Here is a 16,047-nt window from a genome sequence, read left to right on the forward strand (position 1 = left end):
CAGCCTCCCTTGCACAACAAAAGTTTGGGAGACGTGGCCGAGAGGTCGAAGGCACTCCCCTGCTAAGGGAGCATCCGGGCCAAAACCTGGATCGAGGGTTCGAATCCCTCCGTCTCCGCCACTACATCTGTATTGGCGGCGAACCCCGGAAGATCGCGGTCTTCCGGGGTTTTGTTTTTTGGAGCGGGGTTCAGGCGGTACACTATGCCGCGCAGGTGTTACACCGGTACCTGTGAGAACCCGAATGGCGACCAACATCCAGCGACGCGGCACTGTCTTCTACTTCCGCCGCAAAATCCCCCTAGACCTTATCGAGCAGCACTCCGGCAAGCGCGAGATTATCCGCAGCTTGGGCACCCGCGACCGGGCCGAAGCCGAGCGCCTAGCGCGCAAGGTGTCTGTTGAGCTTGATGACGCATGGCAAGTCATGAGGGCAGAGTCCGGTCCGGCCCCGTGGCCCGACGATACCGACTTCCTTGAAGTGGGAGGGAAGTTGATCCCGTTCCGTACAGGCCCGGCTCCTGCACCCCGGCGAGCCACGCGAGCAGAGATTGAGGCGGCTGAACTGGCTGATCAAGAAGCCTCCGGGCTGCACATCGCGGACGAGTACGCTGAGGAAGCTGCCGAGGAAGAAGCGGACAAGCTGATGCGCGTTATCGGCATCGTGGAGCGTCGCAGGGCACAGGCAGGGCAAGGCCCCATCCCTCCCGCCGTGAAGGCCGCCATAGCCCCGCAGAGAGCGTCTACAGGCCAGCCGGCCAAGCCCAAGCCCGCCGCCTCCGAACAGACACTCGAATCCATCATCCCACTGTGGCAGCGCGACAGGCAACCCACGGCCAAGACGGTCGATGCAGTAACCCGCGCAGTACGCGAAGCCAAAGACCCGGACATCCACACCATTACGCGGCAGGCCATCATCGCCATGCGTGACCGCTGGATTGCGGCGGGAAACAGTGTCGCCACCACGAACAAGAAGATCGGCTTCGTCCGTCTGCTGTTGGGCATCGCCAAGAGCCGGGGCCTGATCGAGAACAACTACGCCGAGGGCGCAGAGCTACCGCCGCCGAAGCGGGCTGTCGAACTGCGGAAGCCCTACAGTCCTGAGCAGGCCGAGGCCGTCATGGCTGCCACTGAGGGCGCGAGAGAATCCGACCCCGCAATGTACTGGCTGCCCCGGCTGGCCCGCTGGACGGGTGCCCGGCTCAATGAACTCCACCAGCTACGCAAGGACGACGTACAGGCCCGCGAGGGTGTGCCCGGCCTGATGATTACCGACGACGGTGAGCATGACGAGGGCGTGGCCCTTCGCCTCAAGAACGAGGGCAGCCGTCGATGGGTACCGTTGGCTGAGCCGGTACGCGACTTCGCGGAGTGGGTTGGCACCCGCTCGGACGGACCTCTGTTCCCATCGAAGGCCGACAAGCATGGCATCGTGTCCGCTGCCTTCTCGAAGCGATACGGGCGACTGCTGCGCAAAACCCTGAAGATCGAAGACAAGCGCATCACCTTCCATTCGTGGCGGCATGGGTTTGCCGACATGTGCCGGGCTGCTGGTATAGCCCCGGACGTGCGCATGGCCCTCATGGGGCATACAGAGGGCGGGGTGTCGGGGACGTATGGAGCGGGCGATGGGCTGCCTGCGCGCAGGCTCATCGAAGCCGTCGAGTTGCTATCACTTGCTAATACTCTTTCTCCCTAAAATCTCGTAGGTTTCGCGCTTGAGCCAAACGAGGTCAGAGTACCTTTTGCGCAAATGCGTAAGTACACATAGGGACAGCACCACGTCGCCACCCTCAAGCTGCGCCGCCCGAATGCGGCGTATCTGAGCACGAATGCGAACGCGTGCAGCGATGATTTCATCGTTGAGTCGAGCCACGCGCTCCGAAACTCGTGCCTGCATTTCGCCCACCCGCCACCAATCTGGTAGCTCCAATGTCGCTCCTTCTGAACCCGGTGCGTCTGTTCAGAATAGGCGCATTTCGGTCAGCATGGGCCACATCTACTCCGGCGATGTTTGAGCCAAAACAGTTCAGCAAAAAAATGCCCGCGTTGCCGGGGTGGAAACGCGGGCGGTAGCGGGCTAGCGTCTAGATCACCAGCCTTGAGCTACATCATTACCCATCCCGTTGGTAGGGTCAATCAGGTTATGCCGTCTGTTGGGTGGCTACAAAACTCGACATTGTGTCATCACGGGGTAATTGGAGTGCCGGCCCAATTTTGATTCGCATTTCTGCGGGGCTGCGCACGCCCTCGCCGCCGCTTTTTCCCCCTGCGGCCCGTCCCGCCGAGCAGGCAAAAAAATACCCGCTTGGGCCGGGTGGCACTGCGGGTTCAAGTCGGATCGGGAATGATGCCGACTTGCAAGTATCAGTGATAAGCCCGGCACCTGACATAGAGGATTGTATGTAGGCAAGGCCCGGCAGTGGCGGTAATCAATCGTCCGTTTCCCTTCCACGCAACAGCCGGCCCGGAAGCTGGTAAGAAAGTCCTTGTAAACGAATTGATTACCGCCTAAGATTGTTTCCACGTTTGATTACCAATCGGGAGCAGTCATGGGTCGCACCTTCCTCTATGCCCGCGTATCCACCGCAGAGCAGACCACGGACAACCAGCTACTTGAAGCCAAGCAGGCCGGGTTCACCATCCAGCCCCGGCACATCATTACCGAGACGGTATCGGGCAGCGTGCCCGCCGCAGAGCGTCCCGGCTTTGGCAAGCTGCTGGACAAGCTGGACGAAGGGGACACGCTGGTAGTGACGAAGCTAGACCGTCTCGGGCGCAATACTGGAGACGTGCTGGCTACCGTCGATAGACTGGCTTCCATTGGCGTGCATGTGCATTGCTTGGCCCTCAAGGGCGTAGACCTGACCAGCGCATCCGGCAAGCTGCACATGACGGTGCTGGCTGCCGTGGCGCAGTTCGAGCGGGACTTGCTGATAGAGCGGACACATGCCGGGCTGGCCCGTGCAAAGGCCGAGGGCAAGAAGCTAGGCCGGCGCGATTCCCTGACCGATGAGCAGAAGGCCGAGATACGCGCCAAGCTGGCGGAGGGCGCGACTGCGCGGGGGCTGGCGAAGGACTACGGAGTGTCGCACCCGACCATTCTCAAGCTGGCACAGGTCACGGCCTAGCCCGTCCTTGTCGCAATCGCACAGGCCGCCTCCGGGCGGTCTTTTCATTTCGTCCTCCTAGCTGGACAAACAAGCGACGTTTCATTTCGGTCTACTAGTCGAGCAAACAACGCCCGGCTGGCGAACGGCACATCGCCAATTTCGGTTGCCTAACCGGACGAACACAGCCCTGCTACTTGCTCGCCCCTGAGCCGGACGGGTACCCATGCCCGTAAAGCAGTGCGTCCAGGCGCGCTGTACCCGTAGGGCGCAGTCCGTCGAGGCTGCATAAGCCCATCCCGGCGAAAGTTGAGATCGCCCCTCACTTCGCCTCCCCGCAAACCCGCATGGTTGAGCCATTTCCATCGTTTTCCCCGAATACATACAAGGGGAGGACGGCGCTTGCCCATGCTCTGAAGGAGAACCACATGAGCATCAACGTCGAATCCCTCGCAGCATGGTCTATCAGCGTCACCAAGGCTGGGAAGCTGAGGAAGGTAACGGAGTACATCGACATGATGACCGGTGAGATTATCCCCGCCGATACTGTCCAGATTCCCGTCCTCGACCTGAGAGGGAAGCAGGCGCAGAAGGACATGGTATTGGGGAAGCTGCGCCCGGAAGTGCGGGCCTTTGCGTACTTCGTCCTTGGCTATGCGAACAAGCGACGCGGAATCACTCCCGGTATCAATACGCTGTGCCACTGGTACGCCGACCTGACCGGGAAGCGTGCCGACAACATCCGGCGATGCATCCCGAAGCTGGAAGCCGCAGGCGTCCTCGCCAATGAGAACCTGCTAGGCCCACTGTTCCAGCGCACCGGGGGCAGTGCCCGTGCCCATCTTGGCGAGGAAGCCGCAGCGAATGCACGGTACATGATGCAGAAGGCCGCCCGGAGCTTCCGCATTGAGGACAAGGCCCGGCCCGCATGGCTGGCCGATTCAGAGCCTACCGGCAACCTGATGACGCACGAGATTTACTGCGACCTGATGCAGCGTATCAGCAGCGGCGATCCCGTGACGTTGCACTGACCATGCCCAAGCCCGGACAGAAGTATGGCCCGGCCCATGATCCGCGATTCACCCTCCACGGCAGGCAGCCCCGAGGCGGCAAGCTGGACGGTCGCCAGTACCGCCTATGCCTGTCTGATCCGGCCTACGCTGCCGCACTGCGGCCCCGTGTCACTGATCCGTCTCGATGGGCTGCATTTCTCGCTGGCCGAGTGCAGTACGCGGGCAGGCCGTGCCATCGGTGCGGCAGTACGTCGCGGCGTGTCCGCGATGCCGGCTGCTATGCCTGTTTGCTGTCCACCAATCGCGGCGACTGGCAGAAGCTACGGGCCGGCGTCATGCCTCTCGCAGAACGTACAAGAGCGGGCCTAGAAGCCATCAGAGAGCAGCAGCGGAGGGAGGCGGCAGGTGAGTACGCCGAGGCGGTCTATGGCCCCTTTACGGCCCGCAGCTACCCCACCGGACGCCTTGCTCTAGTAGCCCCGTCCCTGAGCATCAACCAGCACGACCTAGCGAGCCTCCCGGCCTCGCAAATCGTATCCCTGTGCCGACGATACCCCGACCTGCGCGACGTGCTTGCGTGGGCTGGTTGGAGCGTGCCGGCTTAATCAATCCCAAGGAGAAGCACCATGAGCCGTACCCTTGTTCACCCGCTGGAGAACAACGCCACCGAGCGTGCGTACTTCACGGATACGCTGCCCCGTACATCAACGTCGGCGGTAGCGGCATACCGTCGTGCTGTAGAGGCATTGACGGGCAGCCTGCCCACATGGGCGCAACGCCAGCGCACCGGGCGCAAGCCCCGCTCCCTGCCCAAGTACGGAGGCGACCCGAGGGCAGCGCGATGAAGGCGTCGCAAGCAGAGCGCACGCCGCCCGTGACAAAGCCTGTTCCGATGAAGCACGCCGCATTCAAGCACCCGCTTGTAATCGAGGCATGGGCCATCGTTGAGAGGCGAGAAGCCGTAAAGCAGCGCGGACGTGCAGCAGCACGGAAGCGCAACAAGACGCAGAAGGCCGACCGGCGCAAGGCCGAGAGGGCCGTGCGTAACCACCACTGATTCACCAACCATTCCCTAAGGAGTACCAGCATGTCCCAAGACCAATCCGGCCTGTCCTTTACCACTCTGTCCGGCGTATCCGTCCATGACGACCCCCGAGGCTATCTCGCAGCCCACGGCCTGACCCCGGACAAAGACCCGACCCCCGGCCAAGCACTCGGACTCGTTCGAGCGATGGTCAATGCGATGGGTATGGATCGCAACGATCAGTACCGCAGCATCGGATCGACCATCCATTTCAGCGACCCGCAACTGCCGCCCCACCGCAGCACTATCAAGGCGGCCTACGCCCCGATCCGCCGCAAGTAATCAACCCGTTTCAAGGAGGTACAGACCATGACCATCAAGCAAACACCCCGCCGCGCCGATGACATCGAGGCGAGCATCCAGCGCCTCTCCGGCATCATTAACAACCTGCGCCCGCTGGCCGAGCAGTACGAGAAGCTGAAGGCCGCTGCCAAGGGCATCAAGGAAGCCGAACAGGAAGTGCAGGCGCTGCGCCGAACTGGCCGAGTCCCAGGCGTACTACCTCCGTGCAGAGGTGGACAGCCTGCGCGTGCTGCGTGTCGCCAAGACCGACGAGCGGCAAGAGGGCATACTGGCGACCACCTATGTCGAGATTGAGCAGGCCGGGTACTCGCAGAATCATGGCTGCCTCGTCCCGCAGGTGCGCCGTGTCCCGCTGCATACTTTGAGCGGCGCAGAAGCGATTGCCGTTGCCGAATCGGGCAAGCTGCCCGCCTATGTCCTCAAGCTGGCAGCTACCCCGGCTGAAGCCCTGAAGGAGTGGGCGGCTGGCTACCGTCGCGGCTACCTGATCGGCTGATGGACAACCGACAAGAGGCCCGGCACGGTTCCGCCGTGCTGGAGGCCATCGCAAAACACGAGGCAGCCCGTGCAGCGTTCGATGGAAGCGGGGACTGTCCCGCCGTTGTTCGCATTGTCCTACGTGCGAATCTGGAACAGGCCCGTACTGCGGAGGCTGGCGCCCGACGGACAGCCGTTGAGGCGGGATGGACAGCGGGGAAGTTCGGAAAGGCCCCGAACCTGAGCCGGGCGGTAGGGGTGCATGTGTCAGGATTACTTGCTGACGCCCGGCAGAGCTACGTCTGATAACCCTTTCGGGGGGTGTTTGACCGTCCAGCAGAGCCGGGTAGTGGGATAAACTTCTGAGCCGTTTACAAGTATTCAAATCGACCAGCATTAATTCGGGAGAAAGCTGTGGCGGGGGTTCTTGGGGTCTTTGGCTTTATTGCATTCTTGGCGTTTGCCGTTGCTCAGTTGGCAGCCGGATACCAAGGCATTGCGGCTGGGCTAGGCACGGGCTGGGCAGTTGCGGCGATGTTTGCTGCCATTGCATTTAGGTTTACGCTTCCTGTCACCATTGGCGCATTCTTTGGCGCAATGAATGTCTGGGGCTGGCATTGGGCGGTAGCTGCTGTATTCGCTGCCCCCGGCCTGCTTGCAGTAATTCCCGGCGTGCTCGGTTCGATCTTTGCCGTTGTGAAGCGACGCTAATGCCCGTTGCCATCATCTACGGAGCGTCCGCTCTCCTGCTCATTGCGGTTGCACCGCTGCCATATGGCTTCTACGTCTTGTTGCGTCTAGTTGCAACTTGCGTATTCGCTTGGGCCGCATATGTTGCGGTGCAGCGCAGGCAGAGCATCTTGCCTTGGGTCTATGGGCTGCTGGCGCTGGTCTTCAACCCCTTCGTGAAGGTGTTCTTTCCCAAAGACCTTTGGATGGTCGTTGATCTTGCGGCAGCCGCCTTGCTGATCTTTTCGCGCAACGCAATCCGCTCCGAAGTGTAGGACAAGAGCCGCGTGAGTGTAGCGGCTTGCCTGTGCGCTTGTGGGAAGAAGTAGTACACTTGTGGCTGGCGTGCGGTGTATGTACCCGCCCTGAAACCCGCATAAATACTAGGAACGACCGAATCCCTCCGTCTCCGCCACTACATCTGTATTGGCGGCGAACCCCGGAAGATCGCGGTCTTCCGGGGTTTTGTTTTTTGGAGCGGGGTTCAGGCGGTACACTATGCCGCGCAGGTGTTACAGTGCGCGGGCAACAACTTCTCTCAGGCGCATCACCTCTTCCATTGCCGCCGTGACAAGGGGACTCCACGCGGCGTATCCTTCTTCGTCTCAAAGATCCAGATCATCACGTCGAACGTCTCTTCACGGCCGGTCTCTGCCCTGCAATATCGTCAGGACTCGCTGAGCGCCGCATTGCCCGTCATCCAGGTGTCCGGATGCAACGTCTAGCCCTTATCGCCACGCATCTTCGTCATGGCGGCAGGGGCGCCGAGCAGGAACATGTCCACCTTTTGCCTGATGAGGGCGTCCATGTCCGCCGGTACCTTCAGCCCATAGACCCATTTGCGCACGCCGATATAGAAGATGGCAGCGTGCAGGCTCCAGATCATCTCGATCTCGGCATCGGTTTCAGCGGCGGTGCGCGGCGCGGAGATGTCGAAGGCCTCCCGGACTTCGGCCAATACCGGCAGGAATACCTTGGTGCGCAGCTTGCTGAGGTACTTGTTATTGATGCCTTCGTGAGTCAGGCCGGCGAAGATAAAGAGCCGGATCCATTCCTCGCGCAGGATCACCGACGAATAGTCCAGATAGAAGGCGTACAGCCGCTCGGTCAGTGGCAGGGAGCGGTCCGTGATTTGGCGATCCCAGTCCGGACGCCATTGGAAAACCTCGTTGTAGACACGCTCGATCAGCGCGTCCTTGCTGGCGAAATACCGATAGAGAAGGGGCTGTGTGACGCCGATCTGCTTGGCAAGCTCACGTGTGCTGCCGCCGAAGCCATTCCGCGTGAAGTGTTCGATGGCCTTCTCGACAATCTGCTGCTCCCGCTCCTCAGGCAGCAGGCGCCGCGTGGATTTTGCGACGTCTTCGGTGGCGCTTCGTTCCATGGCTGTCTCTCTCGGGCCTGCTGTTCGGGTAATGGCCCGATTCTACCAATCACCCGATCAATAAGAAAAGGCGACGCGCCAGCGCGCTGGCTGCCGCCTCGAAGCGAGGTCGGCAGCCAAGCGTCAGTGGCCGGACTTGGCCGTGATACCGAGTTCGCAGTCCACGCGCTGGTTCTGGTAGGCGTTGCGTTCCCACGCGCCGCGCACTGAGCGATCGGTCACCGAGAACACGTAGATGCCTGCAAACGCCACCAGCATCGAGAACAGTGCCGGATACTCGTACGGATAGATGGCCGACGCGTGCCCAAGCACCTGCACCCATACCGTCGGGCTCAGGATCGTCAGCACCACGGCGGTAATCAGGCCCATCATGCCGCCCATGACCGCCCCGCGCGTAGTCAGGCCGCGCCAATAGATCGACAGCAGCAGCACGGGGAAGTTGGAACTGGCAGCAATCGAGAATGTCAGGCTCACGATGAACGCAATGGTCTGCTTCTCGAACAGGATCCCCAGCAGGATCGCCAGCACGCCCAGTACCAGCGTGGTGATGCGCGACACACGCATCTCGTCCTTGTCCGACGCGCGGCCCTTGCAGATCACCGTGGCATACAGGTCGTGCGAGATGGCGGAGGAGCCCGCCAGGGTCAGGCCCGCCACCACGGCGAGGATTGTCGAGAACGCCACCGCACAGATGAACCCCAGGAAGATGCTGCCGCCGACGGCGTGGGCGAGGTGCACGGCCACCATGTTGATGCCGCCAATCACCGCGCCAGAAGGCGTGTGATAGAGCGGATCCTTGGCGACCAGTGCAATCGTCCCGAAGCCGATGATGATGATCATTGCGTAGCCCATGCCGACGATGCCGGTGGCATACAGCACGCTCTTGCGCGCGGCCTTGACGTTGCTGACCGTGAAGAAGCGCATCAGGATATGAGGCAGCCCCGCCGTGCCGAAGATCAGCGCCAGACCGAGCGACACCGCCGAGACCGGATCGGAGACCAGGCCGCCCGGGCGCATGATAGCTTCCTGCTTGCCGTGGGCGGCGATGGCATGGTCGAACAGGCTGTTCAGGCTGAAGCCAAAGCGGCTCATCACCATGAACGCCATGAACGCGCAGCCGGCCAGCAGCATGACCGCCTTGATGATCTGGATCCAGGTGGTGGCCAGCATGCCGCCGAAGAACACGTAGACGACCATCAGCACGCCAACCAGCACCACAGCCGACGTGTAGTTGAAGCCGAACAGCAGTTCCACGAGCTTGCCAGCGCCTACCATCTGCGAGACCAGGTACAGCAGCACGATCACAATGGAACTCGACGCCGAGAACGCGCGGATCGGCCGTTGCCGCAGCCGATACGACAGCACGTCGGCCAGCGTGTAGCGTCCCAGATTGCGTAAGGGCTCGGCAATCAGGAACAGGATGATGGGCCAGCTGGCCAGAAAGCCGATCGAATAGATCAGGCCGTCATAGCCGCTGGTAAACACCAGCGCCGAGATGCCCAGGAGCGACGCGGCGGACATGTAGTCGCCGGCGATCGCCCAGCCGTTCTGGATGGCGGTGATCTTGCCGCCGGCGGCATAGTGGTCGGCCACGCTGTTGTTGCGGCGGGCCGCCCAGCGCGTGATGGCCAGCGTGGCCACCACGAAGACGACGAACATGCCGATGGCGATGCCGTTCAGGCCCTGGCCCACCGGCGGCGCGGCAGCCAGGGCAGGCGTGGCAACCGTCAGTGCGGCGCAGAAGGCAAAAGAGGCGTGCGTGCGATTCATGACGGCTCTCCGTCGCGGATGTCCGCGATCATCCGGTCGTAGACCGTGTTGGTGCGATACACGTAGATGGCGACGAGCGCGAAGGTGAACACGAACATCCCGAAGCCGACGGGAATGCCGATGCTCATCGGCTGGTCCGGTACCAGCCGCATGGCGAGCAGGTCGGGACGGAAGGCCAGCGTCAGGATGAAGCCGAAGTACACCAGCAGCATCGCGGCGGTCAGTGACCACGAGAAGCGCCGCCGGGTGCGGTGCAGTCGCTCGAAATCGGCGCGGCCCAACATCGGATGCGGTGCCAGCGGGGCGTCGAGGGCCTCCGGGTCTTCATGGGTGTTGTAAGGCGCGACGGGGGGCGCGGTCTGTGGGGCGGCTTGAGGCATGGTTGTCTCCTTGTGTTGTTGTCCTTGGCGGTCAGAACCTGCGAGACACGGCGGTCTCGCGCATGACCGCTTCCGGGGTTCGGTAGCGTTCGGCCATGGCACGGTCTTCGTCGCTCTTCAGTTGGGCCTGCATGTAGGCGCCAAGGTGGCGGGCGTGCTCGACGATGGCCTGGCCCACCTGCACGCGTTCGGCGCTATAGGCTTCGAGCCCGGCCTCGATGGTCGGCGCGTCCGACAGCGCGCGCGCGAGCGCCATCGCATCGCCGGCCGCCTTGGTGACACCCATCCCGCAATGGGGCCGCGCCACGAAGGCGGCGTCACCCAGCAGGGCCACGCGACCAAACGCCATCTGCGGAACCGTGAGGTCATAGATCGGCTGGAACAGCGGATGCGCAGTCCGCGTCACCACCTCGGCAAACTGTGGCGCGAGCAGGTCAGTCGCTGCGCTTTCCATATCGGCGATGACGTCGGGACGGATCAGGCCCGGAGGAATGCCGGTGGACCAGCATTTGCCGTTGGCATCAGTGAGCAGATCGGCCAACTGGTTGTCATTGGTGGCGCGGTACCACACGAAATTGAAGCGCCGCTGCCCGGGCGCCGTGCTGTTGCGCTCGCCAGCCACCGGGTAGCCGAGAATCTGTTCGTGCGGCGGCAGGCAGAAGGCGAACTTGTCAAAAATCGCGGCGTGCGTCGCCGGTGTCAGGTCGGTCTCGTCGACCAGTCCGCGCCAGGCGATATAGCCCGCGTACTCGAGCCGCGCGGTCGGCAGCAGTTGTTCCCGGATGGTGGACCGGAAGCCATCGGCGGCGATCACCATGTCGGCGCGGTGTATCGAACCATCCTGCAGCGTGACTTCCGCGTGGTCGGTGTGCGACGCCACCGCCGTGACATGCGCGCCGGTGCGATAGAGACCCGGAAACGCCTTACCCAGTACCTCGTACATCTTGCCCCAGGCGGTCAGCGTCTGGGGCAGTTCACGATCCGAAACCGCACTACCATCGCGAGCCAGCGTCACGCGGGTATTGACCGAGACGCCGATGCTGTCGTCGACGGTCACGCCGGCAGCGGCCAAAGCCTCGAACAGTTCGGGGTGCGTGACGATGCCGGCGCCACGACCGGTCAGCGCTTCGGGCGTGCGCTCGAAAATCTCGACTTCCCAGCCAGCCCGTGTCAAAAGGTTGGCGGCAAACAGCCCGCCTACGGAGCCGCCGATGATGATGGCCTTGCGTGGGGACGATGGGATGGGGGTCATGCTGTGGCTCCTGCTTCGGCTTGCGATTGCTGCGGCAGTGCCAGGCCTGCCACTTCTTCGGCGGGGTAGTTGAGTTCGATGGTGACGCCGGACGGGTCTTCGATGAATACCTGGTGCAAGCCCAGGCTGGGGACGGTGCGGTCGCGCCAGGCGATGCCCTCGGCGCGTAGCGTCTGCCACATGGCAGTGACGCCAGTCGCCAGGAAGGCAATATGGTCGACGGTGCCCGTGCCGGCTTCCGGCAACGCCTTGTCGCCGAGATAGGCAGTCAGCCCCGCCGGATTGCTCGGGTCGATGCCGATGATGTGCACGGTGCCGAAGTCCCGTTCGTCGTCGCCCATGTAGAGCCAGGCGCCGGGGAAGTCGAACGGCGGCCGGTACCCACGCCGGAACCCGAGAATGCGTTCGTAGAATGCGCACGACCGTTCGAGGTCCGTCGTGCGGATTGAATAGTGTGCGAGCTTGGTGATCGCCATGCTGTCTCCGACAAATTATCGATCGATTAGTGATCGTGTGATAAATGTAGTGCGGAAGAGGGACGCAGCCAAGCACCAATAGGGTAGTGTTTACCCTCGCTCGCGTCTTTCCAGCGGGGCGGCCTCCGAGAACGTGCTCCAACGCTGCCGAGGTGGTCGCGGAAAGGAAGCTGACAACGGTAGGGGTAAATCCGAGGTCATCTGCCCATGTTCCCCACACCTTCGTCTTCTCTGCGTCGAAACGCAGCACCCCTTCTGAGAATCTGACGCTCCTCGGCGGTCAGCGCGCGAGGAGCAAGTGTCGCTATCGCCGGGCGGCTGGGCACAAGCACGGGGGACGGTCCATTCGACGAGGCATAACGCGCCCGACTTCGGCAGAGGCCATCGTATCTGCTGGGTTCGGACGCACGAGCCGAGCCAGGCGCGTCGAAGGCATAGAAGACTCCTGGTGGATAGTAGGGGAGGGCATCAACGGATTGCCCTTCAGCATCTGGCGCCGTTCGGCACCAGCAGCGGTATGCCGCCCAAGGTTCTTCGTTCGATGGCCTGATGTGCCAGGACAGCGTCGGCCCTACTTGCGCGGCGTTGCCGAGATGCCTGATCGTCCGGAAACACTTGGAACCCTGCGGGGCCTTGCGATGCGGAGCATCGCAACCGGCCGCGTTCGTAAATGGACAATGCTGGGCCCGCATGGCGAGCAGGCGGCGGCAGCGGTGAACGAAGACATCGTGATGAACGACCCCGCTTCGATGCGCGAAGCCGCGCGCCTTGGATTGGGTGTGGCGCTGCTGGCTTTGCCAGACGTCCTCATGGACCTGGCCGAAGGCCGGCTGATCCGGCTGCTGCCGGATTGGCATGCTGATGCAGGAATGATCTCGCTCTACTACGCCTCCCGGCGCCTATTGCCGGGGAAGACTCGCGCGTTTGTAGACTTCGTGATCGAAAACTTTCGCAGGCTTGGCTACGCGGACATTTTCGACGCCACAGCGAAGCCTGTAGTCAGAGAGCGGAAAGGGAAGCGCGAGAAACGGGATTAATTTGCAGGCTCGGAGCAGCGCCGCAGTTGGCAACCAGGACTCTCGGAGAACCGACGATCGCGTCGTCCGCATCGCGGAGCCGTGCGGTCCGAATCGACACCGGGTGGGAGCTTCGCACGGCGCACTTTCCTCTTCAGCTTTCGAACATGGTCCGCGTGACCGCCGTATTCCTGCCGAGACGTCGATCAGCACTAGGGATTGTCCGGATGCTCCCGTAAGTATTTGATTTCCATGAACTGTCATCCTGAATCGGATGCCGCGTAGCTTGCTCCTGCGGTTGTCCCCCTTGCCCTCGAACCGAATTCGACCATAATGCAAACGTTTGCATAAACGGGAGACGGTATGGAGACACATCACCTCGCTACGAAGGCAGAGTCCTTGCGTACGGTTGCGCTAATCGAGGGTGAGGATTCCGTGACAAAGGTCGTTCTGGAGGCTATGGCAGGGACAGAAGACCCGCGTCTGCGTAGAGTGATGGCCGCGTTGGTATCGCATTTGCACGCCTTTTTGCGCGAGGTTCGGCCCTCCGACGAAGAGTTCGAACGAGCGCTCGCATTCGTTGCCGCATTGGGCCAAGCCACCCATGCGACAAACAATGAGGTAGTGCTGGCCGCCGATGTGCTCGGCTTGTCGACGCTGGTCACCACCATTAACAACAGCACCCAGGATGGTCGTACCCCCGGTGCATTGCTGGGACCGTTCTATCGTGCCAATGCCCCGCGCTACGACTGCGGCGACTGCGTTGTCCAGGACGATCCTCCCGGCTTACCGCTGTTCGTCAGCGGCAAGGTGCGCGCGACGGATGGCTCGACGCTGGCCGGAGCGATGGTGGAGGTCTGGCAAGCCTCGCCTGTCGGCCTTTATGACAACCAGGATCCCCAGCAGCCCGACCGCAACTTGCGGGGCGTGTTTCATACGGACGCCAGCGGCAACTATCATTTCCGAACTGTCCGCCCGGCAGGCTACCCGGTTCCTACCGATGGGCCCGTCGGCACACTGCTTGCCGCCCAGAAGCGCCATCCATATCGCCCCGCGCATATCCATTTCATCGTCGCTGCACCTGGATACCGCACCCTGGTGACACAGGTCTTCGCCGACGACTCCGACATCCTGGAAACCGACGTTACGTTCGGCGTCCATCGTCAGTTGGTCGGCGCCTTCAGGCTGGTGGAAACAGGCTTGAGTCCATGGGGAGGGCTGCCGGCCCCGTTCTACACGCTGCAGTTCGACTTTACGCTCGAACCGGGCGAGCAGACGTTTCCCACACCTCCCATTGACTGAACCATCCCCACCCACTCACAAATGGGGCCATCTCGGCCACTCACTATCCCAAACCATGACTATTACCAATCTCTCTGGCAAGGTTGCCGTCATCATCGGAGGAACCGGCGGCATTGGCTTTGCTGCTGGCCGCGCGCTGGCCAACGTGGGCGCCAGCGTCGTACTGACCGGGCGTGACGCCGAACGCACGGCAAAGACGGTCGAAGACCTCCCGGCTGGCAATCATATGGCCGCGCGTGCCGAAGTGGCCGATAGCGCCTCGCTGCAGGCGCTGGCCGCCGATGTGCTGCACCACTACGGCCGCGTGGACATCCTCGTCAACACGTCGGGCTTCACGCGTGCCATTCCCCACGCCGATCTCGATGCGCTGGACGACGCCCTGATCGACCAACTGTTCGCGGTCAACTGGCGCGGCCAGTTCGCGGCAATCCGGGCCTTCGCGCCGGCATTGCGGGCCGGCGGCGAAGGGCTGGTTGTCAATGTTGGCTCGATTGCGGGGCGTACGGGGCAGGGCAGCAACGTTGCCTACTGTGCCGCCAAGGCCGGACTTGACGTAATGGCAATGTCGCTGGGGCGGGCGCTGGCCCCCGATATCCGCGTGCTCAATGTGTCGCCGGGCGTGGTCGACACGGGCTTCGTGCCGGGTCGCGACAGCTCGTTTAACGATCGGGCCGCCAAGACCACGCCGCTGCGGCGCATCGGGCATGCGGAGGACGTGGCGGACGCCATCGTCGCGTGCGCCACGTCGCTGCGGTTTGCCACCGGCACCACCATCGTGGTCGATGGCGGACGCCAGCTCGGCTGATTCGTTTCCTTACGTGCTTTCCTTTTTCCAATCATCCATGCACGCCAGAAAGACCATCATCACCTGCGCGGTGACCGGCAATATCGTCACCCCAGAACAGCACCCCGGGTTGCCGGTGACACCGGCGCAGATTGCGGAAGCCGCGCTCGAAGCCGCGGAAGCCGGTGCCGCTGCCGCGCACATTCACGTGCGCGATCCGGCCACCGGGCGGCCGTCGATGGAACTCGACTACTACGCCGACGTTATCGACCGCATCCGCGCCCGCAATCGCAGCCTGATCATCAACCTCACCACCGGGCCGGGTGGGCGCTTCGTGCCCGACGAGAACGAGCCGCGCGTGGCCGCGCTCGGCACCACGCTGCTGCATCCGCTCAAGCGCGTGGCGCATATTGCCGCCTTGCGGCCGGACGTCTGCTCGCTGGACCTCAATACCATGAATTCGGGTGCAGACGTGGTCATCAACACGCCCACGAACGTACGCAAGATGGCCGAGGTGATCCGCAGCGCGGGTGTCATGCCCGAACTGGAGATTTTCGACTCCGGAGACCTGAACATGGCGCTCGACTTCATGCGCGACGGCGTGCTGGACGGCCCCGGCCTCTGGACCTTCGTGCTGGGCGTGAAGTACGGCTTTGCCGCCACGCCGGAGACGATCTTCTATGCCCGCAACATGCTGCCGACCGGCGCGCAATGGTCTGCGTTCGGTATTGGCCGCGCGGAATTCCCGATCGTCGCGCAGGCGTGGCTGGCGGGTGGCCACGTCCGCGTTGGCCTGGAAGACAACATCTATCTGGAAAAGGGCGTGCTGGCACCAAGCAACGCCGCGCTGGTGGCCAAGGCGCGCGACATCGTCAAGTCGCTGGGCGGCGAAATCGCGTCCGCGTCCGACGCCCGTGCGCAGCTTGGCCTGCGTGAAGCCTGAGGCCTGAGCCCTTCCGTATTCAAT

17 protein-coding genes and 1 tRNA gene are annotated in these 16,047 nt (G+C 62.7%); 13 read left to right on the forward strand and 5 right to left on the reverse strand.

The genetic code is table 11. From position 1 onward, the window contains the following. Positions 1–27: 27 nt before the first annotated feature. From D9X30_RS24065 to D9X30_RS24105, 9 genes are all read left to right on the forward strand, one after another. Positions 28–121, forward strand: a tRNA-Ser gene (locus D9X30_RS24065). 123 nt (positions 122–244) lie between these two features. Continuing rightward, on the forward strand, positions 245–1,699 hold the full coding sequence (locus D9X30_RS24070; protein WP_153948892.1) for a site-specific integrase: 1,455 nt from the start codon (positions 245–247) through the stop codon (positions 1,697–1,699). Between the two features lie 853 nt (positions 1,700–2,552). Beyond that, a complete protein-coding gene (locus D9X30_RS24075) occupies positions 2,553–3,131 on the forward strand; it encodes a recombinase family protein (protein ID WP_153948891.1) in 579 nt (192 codons plus the stop codon). A gap of 407 nt (positions 3,132–3,538) precedes the next feature. After that, positions 3,539–4,141: a hypothetical protein gene (locus D9X30_RS24080; RefSeq protein ID WP_153948890.1), complete on the forward strand. Its 603-nt coding sequence runs from the start codon at positions 3,539–3,541 to the stop codon at positions 4,139–4,141. 608 nt (positions 4,142–4,749) lie between these two features. Next, positions 4,750–4,968 (forward strand): hypothetical protein, encoded by a 219-nt coding sequence (locus tag D9X30_RS24085; RefSeq protein WP_153948889.1) that lies wholly within the window; start codon positions 4,750–4,752, stop codon positions 4,966–4,968. A 242-nt stretch (positions 4,969–5,210) separates the two neighbouring features. Further along, on the forward strand, positions 5,211–5,489 hold the full coding sequence (locus tag D9X30_RS24090) for a hypothetical protein (RefSeq protein WP_153948888.1): 279 nt from the start codon (positions 5,211–5,213) through the stop codon (positions 5,487–5,489). 232 nt (positions 5,490–5,721) lie between these two features. After that, positions 5,722–6,006, forward strand: coding sequence for a hypothetical protein (locus D9X30_RS24095; protein WP_153948887.1), 285 nt, complete (start codon positions 5,722–5,724; stop codon positions 6,004–6,006). 395 nt (positions 6,007–6,401) lie between these two features. Further along, positions 6,402–6,698: a hypothetical protein gene (locus D9X30_RS24100; RefSeq protein WP_153948886.1), complete on the forward strand. Its 297-nt coding sequence runs from the start codon at positions 6,402–6,404 to the stop codon at positions 6,696–6,698. Then, entirely contained in the window at positions 6,698–6,991 is a 294-nt protein-coding gene (locus D9X30_RS24105; RefSeq protein ID WP_153948885.1) for a DUF6804 family protein, read from the forward strand. Before D9X30_RS24100 ends, D9X30_RS24105 begins: the two co-directional genes overlap by 1 nt. Before the next feature lie 446 nt (positions 6,992–7,437). On the opposite strand, the gene D9X30_RS24110 is transcribed toward D9X30_RS24105, so the two are convergent. The 5 genes from D9X30_RS24110 to D9X30_RS24130 form a co-directional block, all read right to left on the reverse strand. Next, on the reverse strand, positions 7,438–8,100 hold the full coding sequence (locus D9X30_RS24110; protein WP_153948884.1) for a TetR/AcrR family transcriptional regulator: 663 nt from the start codon (positions 8,098–8,100) through the stop codon (positions 7,438–7,440). A 123-nt stretch (positions 8,101–8,223) separates the two neighbouring features. Next, positions 8,224–9,870: a cation/acetate symporter ActP gene (gene actP, locus D9X30_RS24115; RefSeq protein WP_153948883.1), complete on the reverse strand. Its 1,647-nt coding sequence runs from the start codon at positions 9,868–9,870 to the stop codon at positions 8,224–8,226. After that, a complete protein-coding gene (locus D9X30_RS24120) occupies positions 9,867–10,250 on the reverse strand; it encodes a DUF485 domain-containing protein (RefSeq protein WP_153948882.1) in 384 nt (127 codons plus the stop codon). Before D9X30_RS24120 ends, actP begins: the two co-directional genes overlap by 4 nt. A gap of 31 nt (positions 10,251–10,281) precedes the next feature. Next, positions 10,282–11,502, reverse strand: a complete 1,221-nt coding sequence (locus tag D9X30_RS24125; protein ID WP_153948881.1) for an FAD binding domain-containing protein — start codon at positions 11,500–11,502, stop codon at positions 10,282–10,284. Further along, on the reverse strand, positions 11,499–11,978 hold the full coding sequence (locus D9X30_RS24130) for a VOC family protein (protein ID WP_153948880.1): 480 nt from the start codon (positions 11,976–11,978) through the stop codon (positions 11,499–11,501). Before D9X30_RS24130 ends, D9X30_RS24125 begins: the two co-directional genes overlap by 4 nt. A gap of 593 nt (positions 11,979–12,571) precedes the next feature. Here D9X30_RS24130 and D9X30_RS24135 point away from each other — a divergent pair. The 4 genes from D9X30_RS24135 to D9X30_RS24150 all read left to right on the forward strand — a co-directional run bounded on the left by D9X30_RS24135 (position 12,572) and on the right by D9X30_RS24150 (position 16,023). Beyond that, positions 12,572–13,015: a LysR substrate-binding domain-containing protein gene (locus tag D9X30_RS24135; protein WP_153948879.1), complete on the forward strand. Its 444-nt coding sequence runs from the start codon at positions 12,572–12,574 to the stop codon at positions 13,013–13,015. Between the two features lie 342 nt (positions 13,016–13,357). Continuing rightward, the gene (locus D9X30_RS24140; RefSeq protein WP_153948878.1) at positions 13,358–14,296 is read left to right on the forward strand and encodes an intradiol ring-cleavage dioxygenase; all 939 of its coding nucleotides are present in this window, start codon (positions 13,358–13,360) and stop codon (positions 14,294–14,296) included. 55 nt (positions 14,297–14,351) lie between these two features. Further along, entirely contained in the window at positions 14,352–15,101 is a 750-nt protein-coding gene (locus D9X30_RS24145) for an SDR family NAD(P)-dependent oxidoreductase (RefSeq protein ID WP_153948877.1), read from the forward strand. Between the two features lie 37 nt (positions 15,102–15,138). Continuing rightward, a complete protein-coding gene (locus D9X30_RS24150) occupies positions 15,139–16,023 on the forward strand; it encodes a beta-keto acid cleavage family enzyme (RefSeq protein ID WP_153948876.1) in 885 nt (294 codons plus the stop codon). Positions 16,024–16,047: the final 24 nt, after the last annotated feature.

Origin of the sequence: Cupriavidus sp. U2 (assembly GCF_009663685.2) — a bacterium.
Lineage (GTDB): Bacteria > Pseudomonadota > Gammaproteobacteria > Burkholderiales > Burkholderiaceae > Cupriavidus > Cupriavidus necator_C.